22 protein-coding genes are annotated in these 22,578 nt (G+C 69.4%); 9 read left to right on the top strand and 13 right to left on the bottom strand.

Features of this window, described 5'->3' with window-relative positions; genetic code table 11:
• Complete coding sequence (locus VV02_RS13040) at positions 1 to 276, bottom strand: DUF2277 domain-containing protein (protein WP_052592043.1); 276 nt, start codon at positions 274 to 276, stop codon at positions 1 to 3.
• A gap of 93 nt (positions 277 to 369) precedes the next feature.
• Between VV02_RS13040 and VV02_RS13035 the strand changes: the two genes are divergently transcribed.
• On the top strand, positions 370 to 1,233 hold the full coding sequence (locus tag VV02_RS13035) for a sulfurtransferase (RefSeq protein ID WP_052592041.1): 864 nt from the start codon (positions 370 to 372) through the stop codon (positions 1,231 to 1,233).
• Between the two features lie 162 nt (positions 1,234 to 1,395).
• Here VV02_RS13035 and VV02_RS13030 read toward each other — a convergent pair whose 3' ends face one another.
• The 7 genes from VV02_RS13030 to VV02_RS13000 form a co-directional block, all read right to left on the bottom strand.
• On the bottom strand, positions 1,396 to 2,283 hold the full coding sequence (locus tag VV02_RS13030) for an endonuclease domain-containing protein (RefSeq protein WP_083450138.1): 888 nt from the start codon (positions 2,281 to 2,283) through the stop codon (positions 1,396 to 1,398).
• Between the two features lie 231 nt (positions 2,284 to 2,514).
• On the bottom strand, positions 2,515 to 3,798 hold the full coding sequence (gene dusB, locus VV02_RS13025) for a tRNA dihydrouridine synthase DusB (RefSeq protein WP_052592037.1): 1,284 nt from the start codon (positions 3,796 to 3,798) through the stop codon (positions 2,515 to 2,517).
• Between the two features lie 46 nt (positions 3,799 to 3,844).
• A complete protein-coding gene (locus VV02_RS13020; RefSeq protein ID WP_052592035.1) occupies positions 3,845 to 4,453 on the bottom strand; it encodes a response regulator transcription factor in 609 nt (202 codons plus the stop codon).
• Positions 4,450 to 5,745, bottom strand: coding sequence for a sensor histidine kinase (locus tag VV02_RS13015; protein ID WP_052592033.1), 1,296 nt, complete (start codon positions 5,743 to 5,745; stop codon positions 4,450 to 4,452). Before VV02_RS13015 ends, VV02_RS13020 begins: the two co-directional genes overlap by 4 nt.
• A gap of 28 nt (positions 5,746 to 5,773) precedes the next feature.
• Positions 5,774 to 6,574, bottom strand: a complete 801-nt coding sequence (locus VV02_RS13010) for an ABC transporter permease (RefSeq protein WP_052592031.1) — start codon at positions 6,572 to 6,574, stop codon at positions 5,774 to 5,776.
• Between the two features lies 1 nt (position 6,575).
• Positions 6,576 to 7,517 (bottom strand): ABC transporter ATP-binding protein, encoded by a 942-nt coding sequence (locus VV02_RS13005; RefSeq protein ID WP_052592029.1) that lies wholly within the window; start codon positions 7,515 to 7,517, stop codon positions 6,576 to 6,578.
• A gap of 172 nt (positions 7,518 to 7,689) precedes the next feature.
• On the bottom strand, positions 7,690 to 8,859 hold the full coding sequence (locus VV02_RS13000) for a S1 family peptidase (protein ID WP_052592027.1): 1,170 nt from the start codon (positions 8,857 to 8,859) through the stop codon (positions 7,690 to 7,692).
• Positions 8,860 to 9,017: 158 nt separating this feature from the next.
• Here VV02_RS13000 and VV02_RS12995 point away from each other — a divergent pair, with 158 nt between their 5' ends.
• The 5 genes from VV02_RS12995 to VV02_RS12975 are packed head-to-tail and all read left to right on the top strand — an operon-like array spanning position 9,018 to position 12,578.
• The gene (locus tag VV02_RS12995; protein WP_157063396.1) at positions 9,018 to 9,353 is read left to right on the top strand and encodes a DUF6703 family protein; all 336 of its coding nucleotides are present in this window, start codon (positions 9,018 to 9,020) and stop codon (positions 9,351 to 9,353) included.
• A gap of 43 nt (positions 9,354 to 9,396) precedes the next feature.
• The gene (locus VV02_RS12990) at positions 9,397 to 10,365 is read left to right on the top strand and encodes a metal ABC transporter solute-binding protein, Zn/Mn family (RefSeq protein ID WP_083450137.1); all 969 of its coding nucleotides are present in this window, start codon (positions 9,397 to 9,399) and stop codon (positions 10,363 to 10,365) included.
• A complete protein-coding gene (locus VV02_RS12985) occupies positions 10,362 to 11,180 on the top strand; it encodes a metal ABC transporter ATP-binding protein (RefSeq protein ID WP_052592021.1) in 819 nt (272 codons plus the stop codon). The genes VV02_RS12990 and VV02_RS12985 overlap by 4 nt, the downstream gene beginning before the upstream one ends.
• Positions 11,173 to 12,165 (top strand): metal ABC transporter permease, encoded by a 993-nt coding sequence (locus tag VV02_RS12980; RefSeq protein ID WP_052592019.1) that lies wholly within the window; start codon positions 11,173 to 11,175, stop codon positions 12,163 to 12,165. Before VV02_RS12985 ends, VV02_RS12980 begins: the two co-directional genes overlap by 8 nt.
• Positions 12,162 to 12,578 (top strand): Fur family transcriptional regulator, encoded by a 417-nt coding sequence (locus VV02_RS12975; protein ID WP_052592017.1) that lies wholly within the window; start codon positions 12,162 to 12,164, stop codon positions 12,576 to 12,578. Before VV02_RS12980 ends, VV02_RS12975 begins: the two co-directional genes overlap by 4 nt.
• A 40-nt stretch (positions 12,579 to 12,618) precedes the next feature.
• Here VV02_RS12975 and VV02_RS12970 read toward each other — a convergent pair whose 3' ends face one another.
• Both VV02_RS12970 and recO read right to left on the bottom strand, forming a co-directional pair.
• Complete coding sequence (locus VV02_RS12970; protein ID WP_169787686.1) at positions 12,619 to 13,431, bottom strand: isoprenyl transferase; 813 nt, start codon at positions 13,429 to 13,431, stop codon at positions 12,619 to 12,621.
• Positions 13,428 to 14,219, bottom strand: coding sequence for a DNA repair protein RecO (gene recO / locus VV02_RS12965; protein ID WP_052596964.1), 792 nt, complete (start codon positions 14,217 to 14,219; stop codon positions 13,428 to 13,430). The genes VV02_RS12970 and recO overlap by 4 nt, the downstream gene beginning before the upstream one ends.
• Before the next feature lie 76 nt (positions 14,220 to 14,295).
• Between recO and VV02_RS12960 the strand changes: the two genes are divergently transcribed.
• The 3 genes from VV02_RS12960 to VV02_RS12950 all read left to right on the top strand — a co-directional run bounded on the left by VV02_RS12960 (position 14,296) and on the right by VV02_RS12950 (position 17,458).
• Positions 14,296 to 15,873, top strand: coding sequence for a phytoene desaturase family protein (locus tag VV02_RS12960; protein WP_052592013.1), 1,578 nt, complete (start codon positions 14,296 to 14,298; stop codon positions 15,871 to 15,873).
• A 54-nt stretch (positions 15,874 to 15,927) separates the two neighbouring features.
• Complete coding sequence (locus VV02_RS12955; RefSeq protein WP_052592011.1) at positions 15,928 to 16,578, top strand: alpha-ketoglutarate-dependent dioxygenase AlkB; 651 nt, start codon at positions 15,928 to 15,930, stop codon at positions 16,576 to 16,578.
• 70 nt (positions 16,579 to 16,648) lie between these two features.
• Positions 16,649 to 17,458: a maleylpyruvate isomerase family mycothiol-dependent enzyme gene (locus tag VV02_RS12950; protein WP_052592007.1), complete on the top strand. Its 810-nt coding sequence runs from the start codon at positions 16,649 to 16,651 to the stop codon at positions 17,456 to 17,458.
• 7 nt (positions 17,459 to 17,465) lie between these two features.
• On the opposite strand, the gene meaB is transcribed toward VV02_RS12950, so the two are convergent.
• Genes meaB through VV02_RS12935 form a run of 3 tightly spaced genes read right to left on the bottom strand, consistent with a single transcriptional unit; the run spans position 17,466 to position 22,467 of the window.
• Positions 17,466 to 18,446 carry a methylmalonyl Co-A mutase-associated GTPase MeaB gene (gene meaB / locus VV02_RS12945; RefSeq protein WP_052592005.1) on the bottom strand — a complete coding sequence of 327 codons (981 nt, stop codon included), beginning with the start codon at positions 18,444 to 18,446 and terminating at the stop codon, positions 17,466 to 17,468.
• Positions 18,443 to 20,674 carry a methylmalonyl-CoA mutase gene (gene scpA, locus VV02_RS12940; protein WP_083450136.1) on the bottom strand — a complete coding sequence of 744 codons (2,232 nt, stop codon included), beginning with the start codon at positions 20,672 to 20,674 and terminating at the stop codon, positions 18,443 to 18,445. Before scpA ends, meaB begins: the two co-directional genes overlap by 4 nt.
• Entirely contained in the window at positions 20,671 to 22,467 is a 1,797-nt protein-coding gene (locus VV02_RS12935) for a methylmalonyl-CoA mutase family protein (RefSeq protein WP_052592003.1), read from the bottom strand. The genes scpA and VV02_RS12935 overlap by 4 nt, the downstream gene beginning before the upstream one ends.
• Between the last annotated feature and the right edge of the window lie 111 nt (positions 22,468 to 22,578).

The raw sequence follows: 22,578 nt of genomic DNA, 5'->3' as shown, positions 1-22,578 counted from the left end.
TCAGCCCGCGTTCGGGAAGCGCTGCGCGGACCGTGCCCGAGCCTTGGCTGCCTCGACCTCGCGGTCCTTGGGAGGCGCCGTCGTCACGAGGGCGTCCAGCAGCTCACGGCTGGCCTCGGTGACGGCGTCAACGGCAGCGTCGAACGCCGCCTGGTTGGCCTGTGAGGGCTTGGTGCCGCCGCTGATCTTGCGGACGTACTGCAGAGCTGCGGCGCGAACCTCATCCTTGGTCGCCGGGGGTGCGAAGTTGTTCAGGGGGCGGATGTTGCGGCACATGGAAAGAGCCTGGCACAACGACCTGGGAGAGGTGTGCCGGAGCGGCGATCGGACCCCTCCCATGAGACACGTCAGCGGCCTACTCTCAGGGTTATGAACCGACCCTGTGGACCGCTGATCAGCGCCGAGCAGCTGCACGCTCGTCTCGACCGGGGAGAGCCGGTCGTTCTGCTCGATGTCAGCTGGCAGCTCGGTCAGCCGTCGATGCGGCCGGCGTACGACGCCGGTCACCTTCCGGGCGCCGCCTGGGTGGAGTTCGAGTCCGTGCTGTCCGGGGCACCCGGCGACGGTGGGCGCCATCCGATGCCGGACCTGGCCACGCTCGAGGAGGCCATGCGCGCGGCCGGCGTCAGCAACGACAGCTCCGTGGTCGTCTACGACCAGGGCAATGCGCTGGCGGCCAGCCGGTGCTGGTGGCTGCTGGAGTACTGCGGGCACGAGTGCGTCCAGGTGCTCGACGGCGGACGGGCACTCTGGGAGTCGCTCGGACTGCCGCTCAGCTCCGACCCCGTCGCCCCGGAGCGCGGCGACTTCGTGGCGACGCCACCGAGCCGCGACGTGCTCGATGCCGACGACGCCGCGGAGTACGCCCGGCGCAGCGTCCTCATCGATGCTCGCCCTGCCGACCGGTTCCGAGGCGAGAACGAGACGATCGACCCGGTGGCCGGCCACATCCCCGGTGCGCTCAGCTCGCCCGCCCTCGCCAACCTGCAGGACGACGGTCGCTTCCTGACCGGTGACGACCTCGCGATGCGCTTCACGTCGTACGGCATCGGGCCGCACTCCCAGGTCGGCGTCTACTGCGGATCAGGCGTGCAGGCGATGCACACCGCACTCGCGCTGGAGGCCTCCGGTATCGGCGCACAGACCGCCGTCTACGTCGGGTCCTGGTCGCACTGGATCACCGACCCGGACCGCCCCGTCGCCACCTCACCCCGCCACGCGCCCGCCGGCTGACCCGCTCTCGCGAGTCCTCCGCCATGAGCGCCTGCTCACTGCGCATTTTCGGCGGTGAGTCACCACTCAGTGCGCGCGAAAGGCTTCCAGACCCACGGGGTACGAGCCGTTGACGCGCGCTGAGTGGTGACTCACTCGAGGGCTGAGCCGGCGCCGCGCACATCAGGTGGCGAGTGCAGCGCGCACCAGGTCGACGAGCTGCTCGGGCCAGCGGAGTACGTCATCCGCAGAGATCTCGATCACGGTCCACCCTTCGCTGCGCAGCTGGCGTCGCCTGGTCAGATCGAGGCGACGCTGGCTCGGTTCGAGATGGCCACCACCGTCGTACTCGACGATGACCTTGCGGTCCCGCCAGACCATGTCGACCGTCGCGATCCAGGTGCGCGCATGGTCATGGACCTCGGCGTTCAGCTCGGGCTCCGGCAGCCCGGCTCTGACCAGGAGCAGCCGGGATCGGGTCTCCATGGGCGACCAGCAACGGGGCCGGATGAGGTCGAGCGCGGACCGACCGAGCACGACGCCGCGCTGGCCAGGCCGTGCTGCCAGGCCGTCGCGAAGTGAGCCGAGCAGCTCATGGTTCTTCGCCACGATCGCGTCGCCGAGGATGACCAGGTCGTCGAGCACGAGCAGCTGCGTGAGGTCCAGCCAGGCATCGGTCGGTGTGGTGATGCGTAGGCCGCGGTGGATGAGCGTCGTCCGACGGTCCACCCCGCGATGCGCCACGACGCCTGGTCTGCGGATCGCCGGGCTACCCGTCTTGGTGATGACGTGCAGGTCCGCATCGGCTGCCTCGTAGTCGCGCGGCAATGGCAGATCGAGCAGCGCAGCCGCTGTCGGCCCGGCGAAGGCGGATTGCTTCGGGAGCACACACGCGAGTGCGGATGCACGCTCCAGGAGCGAGTCGCACGGGCTATCGCTCCGCACGCCTCTGAACGGTTGACTCAGATGGTCACCGCGCAGCCGTCCTGGCAGACCCGCCTCGGCTGCTTCGGGTAGCGCGAACGCCCGACCCCGGAGGGACTCGGGCAGCGGCGCGGGCGAACGAGGCATGGCCAGACATTGCCCGAACTCGAGGTGGTGCCTCCGCGGTCATCCACAGGCCTCGGACGCGCAAGCCCTGAGTGGCTGCTCAGTGCGCGCTAACGGCGATGAGCGGCCACTCACTGCGCGCGAACGGATCCCGGACAGGCTGCGTACGAGCCCTTCGCGCGCACTCGCCGAGCAGGCAGCACCTGACGCGGGCCGCGCTACAGGCGGGCAGGTGGGCGGCGGACCTGCGAGCTAGCCTCCGGAGACGGAGAGCTCGGCCTGCGCCACGGCCTCGGCCGCGGCGCCGTCGAGCACCTGCGAGTCCAACCAGCCTTCGGGCAGCACCACGTGGCGCTCGGAACCGGCTCGTCCACGCTGGCCCTCGGCCGGCTCGCCCGGCCACGGCTGGTCGAGGTCCAACGTCGCGATCAGGTCGTCCAACGAGGCGAGCGACTCGACGGTGGCCAGGCGGGAGCGTACGTGTGACCCGGCGGGGAATCCCTTGAGGTACCAGGCGATGTGCTTGCGGATGTCGCGGCACGCCTTCTGCTCGGACTGGTGGAACTCCGCGAGATAGACGGTGTGCAGCCGCAGGGTCTCGCTGACCTCGCCGAGCGTCGGCTCGACCCGCGCACTCGAACCCGCGAACGCTGCGGCCAGGTCGGTGAAGAGCCACGGCCGGCCGAGGCACCCGCGTCCGACGACGACGCCGTCGCAACCGGTCTCGCGCACCATCCGGACCGCGTCCTCCGCAGACCAGATGTCGCCGTTGCCGAGCACCGGGATGCTGGTGACTGTCTGCTTCAGCGCCCTGATGGCGGACCAGTCCGCCGTGCCCGAGTACGCCTGCGCAGCCGTACGACCGTGCAGCGCAACGGCCGCCGCGCCCTCACCCTCGGCGATCCGGCCGGCCTCCAGGAAGGTCAGATGGTCGGGGTCGATGCCCTTGCGCATCTTGACGGTGACGGGCACGTCGTACGGCGTCGCCTCGCGCACCGCCGCGGCCACGATCCCGCGGAACAGGTCGGTCTTCCACGGCAGGGCCGCTCCCCCACCCTTGCGCGTGACCTTGGGGACCGGGCAGCCGAAGTTGAGGTCGATGTGGTCGGCCCGGTCCTCGCTGACGAGCATGTGCACCGCACGCCCGACCGTCGCCGGGTCCACGCCGTAGAGCTGGATCGAGCGCGGGTTCTCGTCGGCGTCGTGCTCGATCAGCTGCATCGAGATCGGCGTCCGCTCCACGAGCGCACGCGAGGTGATCATCTCGCTGACGTACAGCGCGTTGACGATGCCGCCCCGCGCGAGCCTGTGAGCGTGGTCGGAGGAGGACACGCGCTCATCGGACTCAGCCAGCGAGGAGGCGCCCGAGGCGCCTCCGGCGGCCAGGCCGCGGTTGCCGTACTGCCGACAGAGCCGGCGGAACGCGCGGTTGGTGATGCCGGCCATCGGAGCGAGTACGACGGGTGAGTCGATGGTGTGGCGCCCGACCTGCAGCGGAGGCAGGACGGGGTTCGGCGCGGGAAGAACCTCAGTCATAGCCCGGACATTCTCGCAGCCCGATCGGCATGCCCGATCAACCTGGTCAGAGCCAGCCGTTGTCGACGGCGATACGCGCCGCCTCGGCCCGGGTGCGCGCGCCCGTCTTGCCGATCGCGGAGGACAGGTGGTTGCGCACCGTGCCCTCGGACAGGAAGTGCTCGCGGGCGATATCGGCCACCGTGCCGCCGTCCAGCGCCGACCGCAGCACCTGCGTCTCCCGCTCGGTGAGGGGCGACTCGCCCGCCACCAGACTGTCCGTGGCGAGCGCGGGGTCGACGACACGCAGACCCTGGTGCACCCGACGTACGGCGTTGGCCAGCTCGCGGGCCGGCGTGTCCTTGACCACGAAACCGTCGGCGCCTGCCTGCAGCCCGCGCCGCAGATAACCCGGGCGCCCGAACGTCGTGACGATCAGGACGTGTACGCCGGGCAGCTGGGCCTTCAGGGCGGCCGTCGCCGCGATCCCGTCCATGCCTGGCATCTCGACGTCCATCAGCACCACGTCGGGCTGCTCCTTGAGCGCCGCTTCGACGACCTCGTCGCCGCGGCCGACCTCGGCCACCACGTGCAGATCCGTCTCGAGGTCAAGAAGCGCAGCGAGCGCGCCGCGGACCAGAGCCTGGTCGTCGGCGAGCATCACGGAGATCGTCATGGGGTCCTTTGCAGGTCGGTGGGGCGCGCCACGGGACGGTCGGCTGTCTGCACGAGCAGCTCGAAACCGGGACTCAGCTCGCGGGTGGTCAGCACCGCGCCCGCCTGAACCGCTCGCTCGCGCAGACCCCGCAGACCGTTGCCCGAGGCGTCTCCCTGCGGACCGTGTCCGTCGTCCTGGATCGAGATGCTGGTGGGTCCGACCGTGATCGTTGCATGCCGTGCGGCGCTGTGCCGAATGATGTTGGTGGTGGCTTCGCGCACGGTCCACGCGAACAGCTCGCGCAGGTCCGACTCCACCTCGTCGATCGCCTTGGGGACGTCGGCCTCGATGTCGGCAGCCGCGAATCCCTCACGGGCCCGGGCCAGTTCGCCGGCCAACGAGATCTCTCGGTAGCCCTCGACCGCTCGTCGTACGTCGACCAGAGCATCGCGCGAGAGCCGCTCAAGGTCGGTGACCTCGCGGCGCGCTCGCTCCGGATCCGCGTCGAACAGTCGGCCGGCCAGCTCCGCCTTCACCGTGATGACCGTCAGCGAGTGGCCGAGGATGTCGTGCAGGTCCCGAGCCACGCGGTTGCGCTCCTCCTGCACGGCGAGACGAGCGTTCTCGCGCCGAGCATCGACCAAGGCACGCTGTCGGCGCGAGGCGAGCATGGCGCCGGAGACCGCGATCATCGCGAGCAGGATCGCTCCGGCGAGCGAGGCGTCACGGTCCCAACCTGGGTCGAGCCAGGCCAAGAGCTCATACGCGACGATCAGGGCGAGGCCGATGGCGATCGCGATCGAGAGCCGGAAGGTCCAGCAACCCGCCACCGCGAGGAACACCCAGGTGGCTGTGCCGTCCTGACCCACGAGGAGCGTGGTGACCAGCGCCGCGGTGGCGAGCGGGACGTACAGCATGAGTCGCCGTGCGAACTCGGTCCGTTGACGGCCGGTGACCCCGAACGCGCCGATCCGCGCCGCGTTGAAATGCAGAATGTAGAGCGCGCCGAAGGTGATAGTCGCGATGACACCGGCCACGCCGCGCACGTGGTTGGGCATCTTCCAGGCCGTCGAGACCGGCTGGGCCAGATAGACCAGCCACACGCCGGCGAAGAGCACGGATGCCAACAGGTTGGACATGCCGCGCTCCTCGCCGGAGCCGGTCTCGTCATCGTTCGGCTTGGCCGAGAAGAACCACGCCCGGCGGTTCTCTCCCTCGCGTGGCTCGGGCTCGAAGAACCACGACCGACGCGCTGAGGATCGAGCGTCCGACGACTGCTCGTCGTCGGACGCTCGAGGTTCGCTGCTCATGAGAGTCACTGTCGCACTGACCTGTTGATCAGACGCGCTTGGTGTCCTTGCGGAAGCGCCAGACGGCGCCGCCGATGAAGATCCCGAGCCACACCACGATGTTGAGGATCCACTGCCACGCAGGGACGCCCTCGGCGGTCAGCGGCAGGTGGGCCATCATGCTCACGCCCCACATCGGCGTCAGCTGCGCGACGTGCTGCATGACATTGCTCATCGCCGGGAAGGGGTAGAAGATGCCGCCGCCGAAGGCCAGGAAGGCCATCACAGGGCCGATCACCTGCATCGCATTCTCGGTCGGCAGCAGGTAGCCCATGAAGAGACCGAACGCGGCGAACATCAGCGCGCCGATCCAGACCAGCACCGCAGACCTGATCCACGCGTCGGTCGGCATCTGAGCCTTGCCGGTCTGGCCGGCCAGGTAGACCAGAACGACCGGCATGACGCCGAGCACCATCGCCGCGATCACCTTGACGCTGATGTACGCCAGCCCGGACAGCGGGGTGAGTCGCAGCTGTCGTGACCACCCCTGCGAACGTTCGACCGACACCGAAGCCGCAGCCGAGGTGGTGGCGACCATCGCGCCGTACAGGGCGAACGAGATCACGGAGTACGCGGCGTAGTTGCCCGAGCCGATCTGGTCGTTGCCCCAGTCGGCGTTGCCGAAGGCGAAGAAGAAGGCGATCGGCATCAGCAAGGTGAAGATCACCGTGCGCTTGTTGCGCAAGATGCGCTTCATCTCGATCGTGAGCAGAGTCTTGTTGAACCCGCCCCTCTTCGGGACTGTGCGGGAGGCCGCGTCGATGCGGCCCTCTGTAGCGATGGCAGTCATGTCAGGCTCCTTCGTCGTCGGTGGCGCCGGTCAGGGCGATGAAGGCCTCCTCGAGACCACGCGCGGTGATCTCCAGGTCGGTGGCCGAGGTCTGGGTGAGCAGGTGACGGGCGACGCCGTCGGAGTCGGTGGTGTGCACCAGGACGGAGTCGCCGCGCAGGTCGATGCCCTGTACGCCGGGCAGGCCGCGGAGCGTCTCGGCATCGGCGTGCGGGAGGGTGGCCCGCACGGTGCGCCCGCTCGAATGCGCCTTGATCTGCGCCGCGGTGCCGTCCGCGACGATCTCGCCGCTGCGGATGAGGACGATGCGGTCGGCGTACTGGTCGGCTTCTTCGAGGTAGTGCGTCGCGAAGAGCACCGTGCGCCCGCGTGCCGCGTCGGCGCGGATGGCGGACCAGAAGTCGCGCCGTCCGGTGACGTCCATACCCGTGGTCGGCTCGTCCAGGATGATCAGCGCCGGGTCGGACATGAGCGCCATCGCGAACCGCAGCCGCTGCTGCTGGCCGCCGGAGCAGGTGCCGACCTTCTGCTTGGCGATGTCGGCGATGCCCGCGCGCTCGAGCACCTCGTCGACCGTGCGCGAGTGCACGAAGAGTGAGCCGGTGAGCTCGACCGTCTCAGCGACCGTGAGGTCCTTGAGCAGTCCCCCGGTCTGCATGACCGCGGAGACCAGGCCCCGCTCGATCGCGTCCCGCGGGCCGTACCCGAAGACCTCGACGGTGCCGTCGTCCGGCTGCCCGAGGCCCAGGATCATGTCGATCGTCGTCGTCTTGCCTGCGCCGTTCGGGCCGAGGAACGCGACGATCTCGCCGGGCTGCACGTCGAGGTCGATGCCCTTGACCGCCTGCACTGAGCCGAACGACTTGCGCAGACCCTCCAACCGGATCGCCGGCTCCGCGGGCCCTGAGGCTGCGTCCTCCACCATGTGTATCTGTGTCGTCATGCCTTGAACTCTGGCGGACCAGCGCCACACGTCCCCCACACGCACGTCACGGCGTACGCATGACATCCGTCATGTCCAGGAAGGCCGCTTCCGGACTTGAGTTGCAGATGCCGAGGGGGGTTGCGTACGCCGTGACGGCGGTCTGGGTGCCGGCGTCACCGCCGGCGGCCGGTCAGCTCGTGGTGAGCGTCAGGCCATAGGCCGACAGGATCTCTCCGATCGGTTGGAAGTAAGCGACGTTCTCCCGGCCGTAGACCTCGAGGCAGCGACCATTGATGGACGCGCCACCGCTGGTCACGCCCTGCGCGTAGCTGCCTGCCATCCACGAGCCGCCCGAGTCGCCACCCTCGGTGCAGGTGTTGGTAAGGGTGAGCCCGGAGACGACGTCGCCGTTGCCGTAGTTGACCTGCTGGTTCTTGGCCTTGACGTAGCCGCAGGTCCAGCCGGTGGTGCGACCGGACTTGCAGATAGCGGTGCCCACAGCGGCGTTGGACGAGCCCTTCACTGAGCGGGCCGTCCCGTTGTAGAGGTCGACCGCGCCGATGCCGGTCCAGCCCGAGGAGAGCGTGGCGTAGGCGTAGTCGTTGCCCGGGAAGGAGTACGCCTTCGTGACGCCGAGCGTGGTGCCGTTCTTGCGGAAGGTCTGGTAGCCCTCGCCGCAGTGACCGGCAGTGACGAAGACCGGCGTCGAGCCCTGACGAGCGTTGAACCCGAGCGAGCAGACATAGCCGCTGAACTCGATCTGCTGCCCGCCGTAGACGTTGGCCTGAGTGCTGACCTTGGCCGTGGTGCCGCGCACCAGCGCACCGCTCACATCCGCGAGCGCGGCCTTCGCAGCGGCGAGGTCGCTGCCCGCCACCACCACCTTCACCGCGTTGCTCACCGGCTCGCTGCCGATCGAGACGAAGCCGGTGCCGAGCACCCGGCGTACGGTCTGCTCGATGGTCGCGAGGTCGGCACCCGAGCGCTTGACGAGGCGCGGGGTCGCACCCTTGGCGCGGACGGCATCGGCAGCCGAGGCGTCCTTGACGTTGACGACGAGCATGCCGCGAGCGTCGACGTAGGAGCCGGCTGAGCGGGACGAGCCTAGTGACCGCTCAAGGGTGTCTGCTGTGGCGGTCTGACCAGGCTGCGCCGCGACCTGGTCACGCGCCTCGGTGAGGCTGATGCCACGGTCCTGGGCGAGCCAGCGAGCGGTCATCTCAGGGACGTTGACGCTGCGCTCGGTCGAGGGCGTCGGGTCGTGCGTCGCGGCGCCCGCCGACGGGGACGTGGCGAGCGCGGTGACGAGCAGTCCAGCGGAGGCAGCAGCAGTGGCAATCGTCGAGGGGTTGAGCCGCATGCCTGGTCTCCTGCGTGCACGGGGGCCGTTGATGTTGACCCGGTGTCACGAAACGTAAAGGGCCACCGACCTGCGCCATTCCAAGCAGCGGTGCCAGGTTGCACCGGTGATGGTCAAGACTTGGTCAAGGTGTTGGGACCGCCGACTACCCTCTGCGAGTGGCCTCCCCCTCACCCGCTCCTCAGCCTTCCGCCAAACCGTCCGTTCGCACCGGATTGGTGCGAAGCCGCATCGAGCACGCCAGCCATCCGGTCCTGCAGCTGCTCGCCCGACTGCCGCGCTCTGCGCCCGCCGTTGCCTTCGTCGTGCTCGCCGTCGTCGGCGCTCTCGTCCGCGGCTGGATCGGGGCGGTCTGCTATGGCCTCCTGACGGTCTTCGTCGCCTGGCTGCTCTACCTGGCGTGGCCGAGGCTGGCCCGGCTCGAGCGGATGATGCGCCTGGCCCTGCTCCTCCTGACGGCCGTTCTCACCGTCGTGACCGCGCTGCCTCGATAGCTTGTTTTGACAATCATTCTCACTTCAGTTGAGAATGATTGCCATGAGCCTTCGACTCGGCGCTGCTGTCGCCACCGCCCTGCTGTCCACGACCGCACTCGCTGCCTGCGGCTCGGAGGGCACCGGCGGGTCAGGCGGGTCAGGCGGGTCAGGCAGCAAGGGTGGGCAGGTCGACGTCATCGCGTCGTTCTACCCGCTGCAGTTCGCGATCCAGCAGATCGGTGGCTCGCACGTCAACGTCAGCAGCCTCACCAAGCCCGGTGTCGAGCCCCACGATCTGGAGCTCACGCCCAAGGACGTCGCCAAGGTCAGCGACGCCAAGCTCTTCGTCTTCGAGAAGGGCATCTCCGGCGCCGTCGACCAGACCGCCAAGAACCAGGCCAGCAAGACGTCGTACGACGTGGGCCCGGCCGCTCATCTGGACCTCAAGCTCACCTCACCGGTCGCCGAGGCGCACTCCACCGAAGGCGAGCACGAGGACGAGGCCGGCGCGACCGACCCGCACTTCTGGCTAGACCCCGTCCGCTATCAGTCGGTGGGCAACGCGATCGCTGCCCAGCTGAGCAAGGTCGACCCCGAGCACAAGGCGGACTACGACGCGGGCGCCAAGGCCTTCGGCGGCAAGCTGAACACCCTCTCCGGGGACCTGACCACCGGGCTGAAGTCCTGCTCCCGCAAGGACGTGGTGACCAGCCACGCAGCCTTCGGATACCTCGCGGCACGCACTGGTCTGACCCAGGTTCCGATCGCCGGCCTGTCGCCCGAGTCGGAGCCGGAGGGCTCGCAGCTCGCCTCGATCGCGACCTACGCCAAGGCGCATCACGTCACCACGATCTACACCGAGACGCTCGTCTCGCCCGCGTTCGCCGACACCGTGGCCAAGTCCACCGGCGCCACCACCGCCGTGCTCGACCCGATCGAGGGCGTCACGGACAAGTCGGCCGGCAAGGACTACTTTGAGATCATGCGCTCGAACCTCGCCGCCCTGAAGAAGGGGCAAGGCTGTTCGTGACCAATCCCGTTGCCAGCACAGTGATTTCGCTGAAGTCGGCGTCCTTCGGGTACGCCGACCAGGCGATTGTGCGCCGCGTTGACCTGACCATCGGGAGTGGTCAGGTCGTCGCGCTGCTCGGACCCAATGGCTCCGGTAAGTCGACCCTCGTGCGAGGGCTGCTCGGCCTCAACGAGCACCTCGGTGGCGAGGTCCAGCTGTTCGACGAGCCGCTGGACCGGTTCAAGGACCGCTACCGCCTCGGCTACGTGCCGCAACGGCACACCTTGTCGGCCTCGGTCCGCGCGACCGTCGAGGAGATCGTCGCGACCGGCCGGCTCCCCCATCAGTCGCTGCTGGCCCGACAGAGCCGCCACGACAAGCAGCTCGTGCACGAGTCGCTCGAGCTGGTCGGTCTGCTGGACCGCGCCAAGGAGGACGTCTCGACGCTCTCCGGTGGGCAGCAGCGGCGGGTGCTGATCGCGCGAGCGCTGGCGTCCGAGCCGGACGTGCTGATCATGGACGAACCCACCGCCGGCGTCGATGAGACCAGTCAGATCGTCCTCGCCGACGTCCTGCGCCGGCTCACGCTGCGCGGCACCACGATGGTGATCGTCACGCACGAGCTCGCCGCCCTGCGCGGGGTCGTCAACCGCATCGTGTTCCTCACCGCCGGACGGATCCGCTTCGACGGCTCACCTGCGGCGTACGCCGAGCAGCGGGCGCGCGAAGAGCTCGAGGCGGTCTCCGGCGGCCACCACCACGAGGACCATCCGCACGTTCCGGCGGTCGGCGCCGTCGGGCCGCTCGATGACCGGGGGTCTCGACATGCCTGAGCTGCTCTCGTACGACTTCATGCAGCGCGCGCTGATCGCGGCCTTCCTCGTCGGCCTCGCAGCGCCGATGGTCGGCATCTTTCTCGTCCAGCGCCGGCTGTCGCTCATCGGCGACGGTCTGGGTCACGTCTCCCTCGCCGGCGTCGCGGTCGGCGTCTTCACGGGCAACCAGCCGGTGGGCACGGCGCTGATCTTCGCGGTCGCGGCGGCGGTGCTCATCGAGCTCGTCCGAGCGCGCGGTCGGACCAGCGGTGACGTGGCGCTCGCTGTCATGTTCTACGGCGGTATCGCCCTGGGTGTCGTCCTTATCAGCCGAGCGGGCAGCGGTGCGCCCGCCAACCTGGACTCCTACCTCTTCGGCGCGATCACCACCACGAGCTCGACCGATGTCTGGGTCTTCGCCGCACTGGCAGCCGTCATCGTGACGACCACATGGGTGCTGCGGCCGCGGCTGTTCGCCGTAGCCAACGACGAGGAGTACGCCCGGGCCACCGGTATGCGGGTCACCGCCCTCAACATCACGCTGGCCGTCCTGACGGCCGTCACCGTTGTGGTGTCGATGCGGGTGGTCGGTCTGCTGCTGATCAGCGCGTTGATGATCGTCCCCAACGCGGCCGCGCAGCTGCTTGGCGGGAGCTTCCGGTCGGCACTGCGCCTGGCCGTGCTGATCGGCGTCGTGTCCAGCGTCGGCGGCGTGTGGACCTCGTACTACGCCGACACTCCCTCCGGTGGCACGATCGTGCTGCTGACGATCGCGATCTTCCTGGTCGCCACGATCGGCACCGGCGTGGTCGCCCGAGCCCGCGCTCGCTCTCATGAGGGCAAGGACGAGCACCAGCACGAGCACGGCACCGGCTGCGGTCATCCGACCATCCGGCATGGTGACCATGTCGACTACCTGCACGATGGTGAGCGCCACGCCGCACACGCCGACCACTGGGACGAGCACCACGTCGTCCCCGCCGGACCGAAGGAGGAACGATGACCGCGCAGCCCGCAGGCAACGAGGGCCCGACCCGACGCCCGACCCGACAGCGCACCGCCGTCTCGGGGATGCTCTCCGAGCTCGATGACTTCACGTCGGCGCAGGACCTGCACGCCCGGCTGCGGTCACAGGGCGATGCGGTCGGGCTCGCCACGGTCTACCGCACGCTGCAGACCATGGCCGCCGACGGCGAGGTCGACGTCCTGCGCACCGATGACGGCGAGGCCGTCTACCGACAGTGCAGCACCGGCCATCACCATCACCTGGTCTGCCGCGACTGCGGTGCGACCGTGGAGGTCGATGGTCCGACCGTGGAGCGGTGGGCCGAGCGCATCGGTGTCGAGAACGGCTACCGCGACGTCACGCACACCATCGAGCTCTTCGGCACCTGCCAAGCCTGCCAGCGCCGCTGACGATCGTTGCGACATCTGGTGCCCTGGAGGGCACGTGATGTCAGGTTGATCGTCCCGATCGATCGATCGCTCCGCCATAGCGACGGTCGCGCTCGGCATAGATCTGTACGGCTTCCCACAGGTGGCGTCGGTCGAAGTCCGGCCACAGCGTGTCCAGGAAGACCATCTCGGCGTAGGCCGACTGCCAGAGCATGAAGTTGCTGGTCCGCTGCTCGCCCGAGGACCGGACGAACAGGTCGACGTCCGGGGTGTCCGGCCACGTCATGTAGCGAGCGACCGTGCGCTCGTCGATCTTGTCGGCGCGCAGCTTGCCGGCCTGCACCAGCTCGGCGATCCTTCGCGTCGAGTCCGCGATCTCCGCCCGGCCGCCGTAGTTGACGCACATCTGCAAAGTCATCACGGTGTTGTCGCGAGTGCGCTCCTCGGCCGACTCGAGCTCCTTGATCACCGAGCGCCACAGCCGCGGCCGCTGCCCGGACCACCGACAGCGCACTCCCCAGGAGTCGAGCATGTCGACCCGTCGCCGGATCACGTCGCGGTTGAAGCCCATCAGGAAGCGCACCTCGTCGGGCGAACGCTTCCAGTTCTCGGTGGAGAACATGTAGGCCGACAGGTTGGGCACACCGAGCTCGATGGCACCGGCGATCACGTCGATGAGCTGGGCCTCACCGGCCTCGTGGCCCTTGGTGCGGGGCAGCCCGCGCGAGTTGGCCCAGCGACCGTTGCCGTCCATGACCATCGCGATGTGCTGGGGCACCAGCTCTGCGGGGATCTCCGGTGGCCGCGCCCCACTCGGGTGCGCCGGTGGGGCGATGACCTCGCGCTGGACCACCGGCGTACGACGGCCCCTCACCGGGCCGCCTCGGCGGCGGGCAGGTCATCCTGCGCGGTGTGCTGGTGCGGTGCAGAGGAGTCGGCGCGGTCCACGAGGCGCAACGATCGCACACCGCGCTCGAGGTGCCACTGCAGGTAGGCGGCCACCAGTCCGCTGGCCTCCTCTCGGGCGCGAGGGTCGCTGTCGTCGGCCGTTGCCCAGTCGCCCACGAGCAGAGCGGACAGCAGCGTGAAGGTCTCCGGTCGCGGCGCAGCCGACCCCGGCGGGCGGCACAGGGCGCACACCGCTCCTCCGCTGGCGAGGTTGAACCCGCGGTGCGGACCCGGTGCGCCGCAACCGGCGCACGAGCTGAACGTCGGTGCCCAGCCGGCGACCGACACGGCACGCACGAGGTAGGAGTCGAGAACCAGGGAGGAGTCGTGCTGGCGGCCGGCGAGCGCGCTGAGCCCACCCGCCAGCAAGGTGAACTGGGCGGTGATCGGCTCATGCTCCTCAGTCAGCCGGTCGGCGGTCTCGAGCATCGCTGTCGCCGCCGTCCACGCGGAGTAGTCGCGAGAGATGTGCTCGCCGTAGGGCGCCAGCGACTCCGCCTGGGTCACCGTGTCGAGCGAACGGCCCTCGTAGCACTGCAGATCCACGACCATGCCCGGCTCGAGACGCGCGCCGAAGCGAGAGCGCGTACGCCGTACGCCCTTGGCCACGGCACGCACCTTGCCGCGGTTGCGGCCGAGCATCGTCACGATGCGGTCGGCCTCACCCAGCTTGTGCGTCCGCAGCACGATCGCGGCATCTCGGTAGAGGGGCATCCGCTCCATTGTGCGCCACCCCACCGACACCAGCGTCTCGACACGCACCCAGACGGCGCCAACTAGGCTCCCGAGCATGTCCCTCCAGGCTGACCGCTCTTCGTACGACGTCGTGGTCGTGGGCGGGGGGCACAACGGTCTGACTGCGGCCGCCTACCTGGCGCACGCCGGCCTCTCCGTCCTGGTGCTGGAGCGGCAGGACCATGTGGGCGGCGCGGCCGTGTCTGCCGAGGCCTTCCCCGGGACAGGCGCCCGGTTGTCGCGCTACTCCTACCTCGTCAGCCTCCTGCCACAACAGGTGATCGACGACCTTGGTCTGTCAATCACGTTGCGGCGCAGGCGTTTTGCGTCCTACACGCCACGCCCCGGCACGGACACGGGACTGCTCGTCGACAACCAGGACGCGGCAGCGACGAACGCGTCGTTCGCCGCCATCGGCGCCGCCGAGGACACCGCGGGCTTCACCGAGTTCTACGGGCGCACCGCACAGCTCGCCGCCGCCCTGTGGCCGACCGTCACCGGGCCACTCCCCCGCCGCGCCCAGGCGCGAGCGCTGCTCGGGGACGACCGCACCTGGGACGCCTACATCGAGCGGCCGCTCGGCGAGGTCATCGAGTCGAGCGTGCGCGACGACCTCGTCCGCGGCGTCGTCCTCACCGATGGCCTGATCAGCACCTTCGCCGAGGCCCATCAGCGCGATCTTCAGCAGAACATCTGCTTCCTCTACCACGTGATCGGCGGTGGCACCGGGGCCTGGGACGTCCCGGTCGGGGGAATGGGCGAGGTCTCAGGCGCCCTCGAACGCGCCGCTCGCGAGGCGGGGGCGACGATCCAGGTGGGCGCAACCGTACGGTCCATCGACGGTGACGGACAGGTGGCGTACGACGACGCGGCGGGCAGTCATCAGGTCCATGGCAACCATGTGCTGTGTGGTGCCGCGCCCGGGGTGCTCGCGGACCTCATGGGCGACACCGCGGACCGACCAGCGGCCGAGGGTTCCCAGGTGAAGGTCAACCTGCTGCTGAGCCGGCTGCCACGGCTGCGCGAGCAAGGCGTCGACCCGGCGGCCGCGTTCGGAGGGACGTTCCACATCAACGAGCTCTACAGCCAGCTCGAATCTGCTTATGCCACAGCGAAATCCGGGCGCGTTCCTGATCCGATGCCGGCCGAGATCTACTGCCACTCGCTCACGGATCCGACCATCCTCAGCCCCGAGCTGCGCGCCTCGGGAGCCCACACGCTGACGGTCTTCTCGCTGCAGACACCGCATCGGCTGATCGATCCGGCGCGACACGATGAACAGCGGTCCAAGCTCGAACGCTCGGTGCTCGACTCCCTCTCCTCGGTCCTCGCCGAGCCGGTGGAAGACGTGATCATGCGTACGTCTGAAGGTCACCTCTGCATCGAGACCAAGACGACGCTGGATCTCGAGCGCGATATCTCGATGCCCGGCGGCAACATCTTCCACGGGCCACTCGCCTGGCCCTTCGCCGAGGACGACGAGCCGCTCGAGACGCCGGCACAACGCTGGGGCGTGGCAACGTCGTACGACCGTGTCCTGCTCTGCGGCGCGGGCAGCCATCGCGGTGGCGGGGTCAGCGGACTGGGCGGCTACCACGCCGCGCAGGCGGTCCTGGAGTCCGTACGTCCCTGATCGGCACGACATGACCCCTTGATCGTCTTCGAACATGTGTTCTATAGTTTCGGCATGAGCGAGCTTCACGCCGCACTCCAGGGATCACTGCTCGACCAGGTCGACGACGTCGGCCTGCGCCCACTCAACGGTGCGGTTCGCCGGACGCCGCTGACACATGGCGCGTGGGTCGACATGCGTCCAGGCTGGTTGACCGGCGCGGACGAGCTCTTCACCCGGCTGACTCTCGGGGGGTCAGCCGGAGTGGAGTGGCGCGGCGAGCGGCGCTGGATGTATGACCGCGAGGTCGACACCCCGCGCCTGCTGCGCTTCTACGGCGAGGGAGAGCCGTGGCCGGACCCCGTCGTGGAGCAGGCGCGCGACCAGCTGTCCGACTACTACCGAGCCGAGCTTCGTGAGCCCTTCCGCACCGCGGGTATGTGTCTCTATCGCGACGGTCGGGACTCGGTCGCCTGGCACGGCGACCGGGAGGGCCGGGGCAACACTCACGACACGATGGTCGCCATCATCTCGATCGGCTCGCCGCGCACGCTGGCCCTGCGACCACGCGGCGGAGGCGAGTCCGTACGCCTCGTGATCGGCCACGGCGATCTGCTCGTCATGGGCGGCTCGTGCCAGCGCACCTGGGAGCACGCGATCCCCAAGACCAGCAAGCCGGTCGGACCGCGGATCAGCATCCAGCTGCGGCCGAGGGGTGTCCGATGATGTCTCGGACGCTGGTCGACCGGACGGACCGGTTCGTGCCCGACGCGCTCCCCTACTACCGTGCCGTCCCATGACTTCTGAGCTGCCCTTCCTGGAGCACCTGGCGCGCGAGTCCGTCCGGTTCAACGACGCGATCCGCCTGGCGCCGCGTGACGCGGAGGTTCCCACGTGCCCGGGATGGCAGACCGACGACCTTCTCTGGCATCTGGCTGAGGTCCAGTGGTTCTGGGGCTCGATCCTCAGCGAGGACCTGCGGACCGTCCAGCAGATCGAGGACCTCGCCGACCCGGAGCGCCCTGAGGACCACGCCGGGCTGCTGCGCTTCTACGACCGGTGGAGCCCGCACCTGTGCGAGTCGGCCGCCGCAGCCGACCCGAGCGAGCCGCGGTGGATGTGGGTCTCCGATCCCGCGCTCCACACCGTCGCCTACATCCGTCGCCGGCAGGCTCACGAGGCACTCATCCACCGGATCGACGCCGAGCTCACCGCCGGCACCGACCGGGCGCCCATCGACGCGGACCTTGCTACCGACGGTGTCGACGAGGCCCTGCGGATCATGCACGGCGAGCACCCCGACTGGGGGACGTTCGCGGCCGGCGAGCACACCGCGCGCTTCCACGCGACCGACACCGACAGCACGTGGGACGTGTCCATCGGCCGCTTCACGGGCAAACCGCCGTGGGGCGGCGAGCCCACCGACGACCACCGCTTCGGACTCGTCGAGGACGGCGCCGCCTCGCCCGGGGTCACCGTCTCGGGCAAGGCCGCAGACCTCGACCTGTGGTTGTGGGGCCGACCGACATCCGAAGAGGTCGACATCGACGGCAACGCTGCGGCACTGGCCGCGGTCCACGCGGTCGTCGAGCGGGGCGTGAGCTAGGCGCCGATCAGTCGGAGTCGTACGCCGCGAGCAGCCGGTCGGCCGCGGCGACGGCTGGCAGGTTCTTGTGGAGCACCTGCTGGCGCAGGTCGGGTGTGGCCGCCTGGACGGCCGCCGAGCGACGCCAGCGCTGCTCGAGCTCATCGCGCACCAACAGCTCTGCGAGCTCCCACTGCTGCTCCGCGCGCTTGCGTGCCAGCCCGTCCTCACCGAACGACTCACGGTGTCGGCGTACGGCGTCCCACGCCTCCGCCACACCATCTCCGGTGAGCCCGGAAGTGGTGAGCACCGGTGGTACCCAACGACTTCCGCGGGGATGGACGAGGCGGACCGCGCCCGCAAGCTCTTTGGCGGCGGACTGCGCCTGATCGGCGTAGTCGCCGTCCGCCTTGTTGACCGCTAGGACATCCGCGATCTCCAGCACGCCCTTCTTGATGCCCTGGAGCTGGTCGCCTGATCGCGCCAGACCGAGCAGGAGGAAGGTGTCGACCATGCCGGCGACCGCCGTCTCGGACTGCCCGACTCCGACGGTCTCCACCAGGACGACGTCGTAGCCGGCCGCCTCCAGCACCGGGATCGTCTGCGCGGTGGCACGCGTGACTCCGCCGAGTGTGCCCGAGGTCGGAGACGGTCGGACGTAGGCATCGGTGCTGGTGCCAAGACGCGGCATCCGCGTCTTGTCGCCGAGGACCGAGCCTCCGGTGCGGGTGCTCGACGGGTCGACGGCCAGCACACCGACGCGGTGGCCCTGCTCGAGAAGGTGAGTACCGAGGGCCTCGATGAAGGTCGACTTGCCGACCCCAGGCGTACCCGAGATCCCGAGACGCACCGATGTCGCACCAGGCGTCAGACCCGCGACCAGCTCGCGGGCACGTGCCCGATGGTCAGCCCGCGTGGACTCCATGAGCGTGATCGCTCGCGACAGCGCCGCCCGGTCCCCGGACCGGACGGCGGCCAAGAGCGCCTCCGGTTCGGCGGTCGGGGTCATGCGTCGTGTCCGTGCGCGGCAGCCAGGTCGCGCAACAGGGTGATCGCCGCCTCGGCGATCACCGTGCCGGGCGGGAAGACGGCCGCCGCGCCCATCTCCTCGAGCAACGGGACGTCGGCCGGCGGGATCACCCCGCCGACGACGATCATGATGTCGGGCCGACCGGCCGCGGCGAGTGCCTCGCGCAGGGCCGGCACCAGAGTCAGGTGGCCTGCGGCCAGGGAGTTGACGCCCACCAGGTGCACGTCGTTGTCGACCGCCTGCTGCGCGACCTCCTCCGGCGTGGCGAACAGCGGGCCCACGTCGACGTCGAAGCCCATGTCGGCAAACGCCGTGACGATGACCTTCTGACCGCGGTCGTGACCGTCCTGGCCCATCTTGGCCACCAGGATCCGTGGCCGCCGGCCCTCAGCCTCGGCGAACCTCGAGGTGGCCTCGAGCACCCGGCGTACGGCGTCCTCGCCGCCGGACTGGCGTGTCTCGTCGCGGTACACCCCTGAGATCGTACGGATCACTGCGGTGTGACGGCCGTACGCCTTCTCGAGGGCGTCGGAGATCTCACCGACCGTGGCGTGGGCGCGCGCCGCCTCGACAGCGCGCGCGAGCAGGTTGTCGGTGAGATCGCTTGCAGCGCCTGAGGACTCGGCTGCTGATCGGGTCAGGTGTGCGAGCGCCGTCTCGACCGCATCGTTGTCGCGTTCGCGGCGCAGGCGCTCAAGCTTGGCGATCTGCTGCGAACGCACCGAGGCATTGTCGATGCGCAGCACCTCGACCTCATCAGCCTCATCGCTGACGTAGGTGTTGATCCCAACGACGACCTGGGACCCCGAATCGATCCGAGCCTGGGTGCGGGCCGCCGCTTCCTCGATCCGCATCTTGGGGATGCCGGCCTCGATCGCCTTGGCCATGCCGCCCGCGGCCTCGACCTCCTCGATGTGCTGCCATGCACGGTCCGCCAGCTCGTGGGTCAGCCGCTCGACGTAGTAGGAGCCGCCCCACGGATCGATGATCCCGGTCGTGCCGCTCTCCTGCTGCAGGAGGAGCTGGGTGTTGCGGGCGATGCGCGCGGAGAAGTCCGTGGGCAGGGCGATCGCCTCGTCGAGGGCGTTGGTGTGCAGGGACTGCGTGTGACCCTGCGTCGCGGCCATCGCCTCGATGCACGTGCGCGCCACGTTGTTGAACGGGTCCTGCGCGGTGAGCGACCATCCTGAGGTCTGGCAGTGGGTCCGCAGCGACCGCGACTTCGGGTTCTGGGCGCCGAGCTCCTTCATGGCTCGCGACCACAGCGCGCGGCCGGCACGCAGCTTGGAGACCTCCATGAAGAAGTTCATCCCGACCGCCCAGAAGAACGACAGCCGCGGCGCGAACGCGTCGATGTCCAGACCTGCTGCCTGGCCGGCGCGGACGTACTCGATGCCGTCGGCGAGGGTGTAAGCGAGCTCGAGGTCGGCCGTCGCCCCCGCCTCCTGGATGTGATAGCCGGAGATCGAGATCGAGTTGAAGCGCGGCATCCGCTCGGCGGTGAACGCGAAGATGTCGGAGATGATCCGCATCGACGGCTCGGGCGGGTAGATGTAGGTGTTGCGGACCATGAACTCCTTGAGGATGTCGTTCTGGATCGTCCCCGTGAGCTGCTCCGGCTTCACCCCCTGCTCCTCGGCCGCGACGATGAAGAGGGCGAGCACCGGCAGCACTGCGCCGTTCATCGTCATCGAGACACTCATCCGGTCCAGCGGGATGCCGTCGAAGAGCTGACGCATGTCGAGGATCGAGTCGATGGCCACCCCGGCCATACCCACGTCACCGGCCACGCGCGGATGGTCGGAGTCGTAGCCGCGGTGCGTCGCCAGGTCGAAGGCGACCGACAGGCCCTTCTGACCGCCTGCGAGGTTGCGCCGGTAGAACGCGTTGGACTCCTCGGCGGTCGAGAAGCCGGCGTACTGACGCACCGTCCACGGCTGCGTGGTGTACATCGTGGGATAGGGACCGCGCAGGAACGGCGCCTGGCCCGGATAGGTCTGCAAGGCATCGAGGCCGTCGAGATCAGCGGCGTCGTACGACGGCCGGATCGTGATGCCCTCGGGTGCCTCCCACCCATCGCCGTCCCCGCCAGTCGAGGAGCCATCCTCGCTGGTCGAGTAGTCCGAAGCGCTAGCGGAGGACGTATCGAGACCAAGGGCGCGCACCTGCTCCCAGCTGACCTCGCCAAAAGACTTGGGAATGCTCATGAATGGCCGCCTTCCAGGCGCGCACGCAACCGCTGCAGGACATCGATCGCATCCTGCCCGGTAGCGATGTGGTCGTCGACAAGCGGGGCCATCTCAGGTGACGGCTTGCCCGCCAGGACTACCCACTCGGCACCCGCCTGCCGCAGAGCCTCGATGTAGGCCGCGCCGTCCGAGGCGTACTGGGCGTCACTGCCCGCCAGCACCACCACCGCCGCCGTCCCGCTCTTGGCCAGCAGGGGTACGACGTCTGCCGGGCCGGCCGTGGCGCCGGCGCTCTCGCAGCGCACTCCCCCGGCGGTGAGCAGGTTGGTCGCGAATGATGCTCGCGCGGTGTGCTCCGCGACCGGGCCCATCGTCGCGAGGACCACGGGGACCGGCGCGGACTCGTCGCGGAGCCGCTCGAAGTCTGCCGCCCAGCCGGACACCTGCGGGGTCGACCAGGGCTCGCGCTGCAGGAGCGTCTCGCCCGCCAGTGGGAACTCGCTGACGCCGGTCACCGGACGACGCCGTGAGCCCACGAGCACCCTGCGCGCCTCACGGTCCTCCTCGACGATCTCCTGGAACGTCTTGTCCACCAACGCCTTTCGCATCCCGCCCACAGCCTCGACCTGCTGTACGCGCGCCCATGCGGCCTCGGCGAGATCGTCCGTCAGCCGCTCCACGGCGTACGACCCACCAGCCGGGTCGGCGGCAATCGCGACGTGTGACTCATCGACCAGCAGCGTCGAGATGTTGCGCGCCATCCGGCGACTCAGCGACACGGGCCGGCCGACCGAGGTGTCGAACGGAAGCACGGTCACCGACTCGGCGCCAGCGACCCCGGCCGCGAAGGCTGCCACCGTCGTACGCAACAGGTTGGTCCACGGGTCGTATCGCGTCAGCATGGCGCGCGAGGTCACGGCGTGCTGGCGCATGAGGCCATCGGCCGGTGCTGCGCCGCACTCGCGAGTCACCGCCGCCCAGAGCAGCCGTGCGGCCCGCAGCTTGGCGATGGTGACGAACTGCTCATCGGTCACTGAGACGCGAAACTCCAGCTGTCCCAAGGCATCTCGCAGGCCAACGCCTGCCTCCTCGAGCACTCTCAGACACTCGAGTCCGCTGGCGACCAGGAACGCCACCTCTGCGACGTCGCCCGCACCGAGGTCGGCCGCTGCGGTGCCGTCGACGATCAGACTGCGGATGCCGAGTCGTCCACCGAGCTCAGCGCCCGGCCCGACGTCCGCGACGTCGGGCGCACCACCGTGGCGCAACGCTCGGCCGAACGGGTCGATGCCCAGGTTGGTGCGCGGGTGCGGCGCACCGTCTCGACTCTCGACGACGGCGCTCAGGGCCCGTGCCGCGCTCAATGGCGTGACGTCGCCGGTTGCCTCGACCACCACCGGTGCCAGGTCGAGATAGACGCCGCCGAGGAGGTCGGGCACAGCGTCGACCGGCGTGCCGTCACCACCGACGACGACCCACAAGGAGGTGCTGCCGCCCTCGAGCTCCTGCTCGGCGACACGTGCTCCGTCGGCCGCGTCGCGCGAGGACATCCAGGCCCGCACGTCCCAACGGTCAGCGCCGTCCGGGCGGTTGCCACCACGGACGAACGGGAAGGCCCCCGGGGCAGCGCGATGTGTCTCGAGCGGCTCAGCGAGCGCCGGAACCGGCACCCCGTCGACCGTCGCGCTGTCGAGGAGCTGCCGAGGATCGCCCTCGACCGCGCGCCTCTGCTTGGCCAGCACGGCTCGGGCGGCGTCCTGCCACTCATCCGACCGCTGCGGACCCGCAGCGTCGTCGTCCAGGTCGATCATGCGGTCACCTTATGCAGTCCGATGGTCTGCACTAGTGGCGGTTCACTTCCTGGTACGCCGAGATCCGCCCCAGAAGCAAGACGCGTAGCTGGACAGTGGTGAACGCTGTCC

The organism is Luteipulveratus mongoliensis (genome assembly GCF_001190945.1).
GTDB classification, from domain to species: Bacteria; Actinomycetota; Actinomycetes; order Actinomycetales; family Dermatophilaceae; genus Luteipulveratus; species Luteipulveratus mongoliensis.
This window is presented reverse-complemented; position numbering and strand designations above follow the sequence as displayed.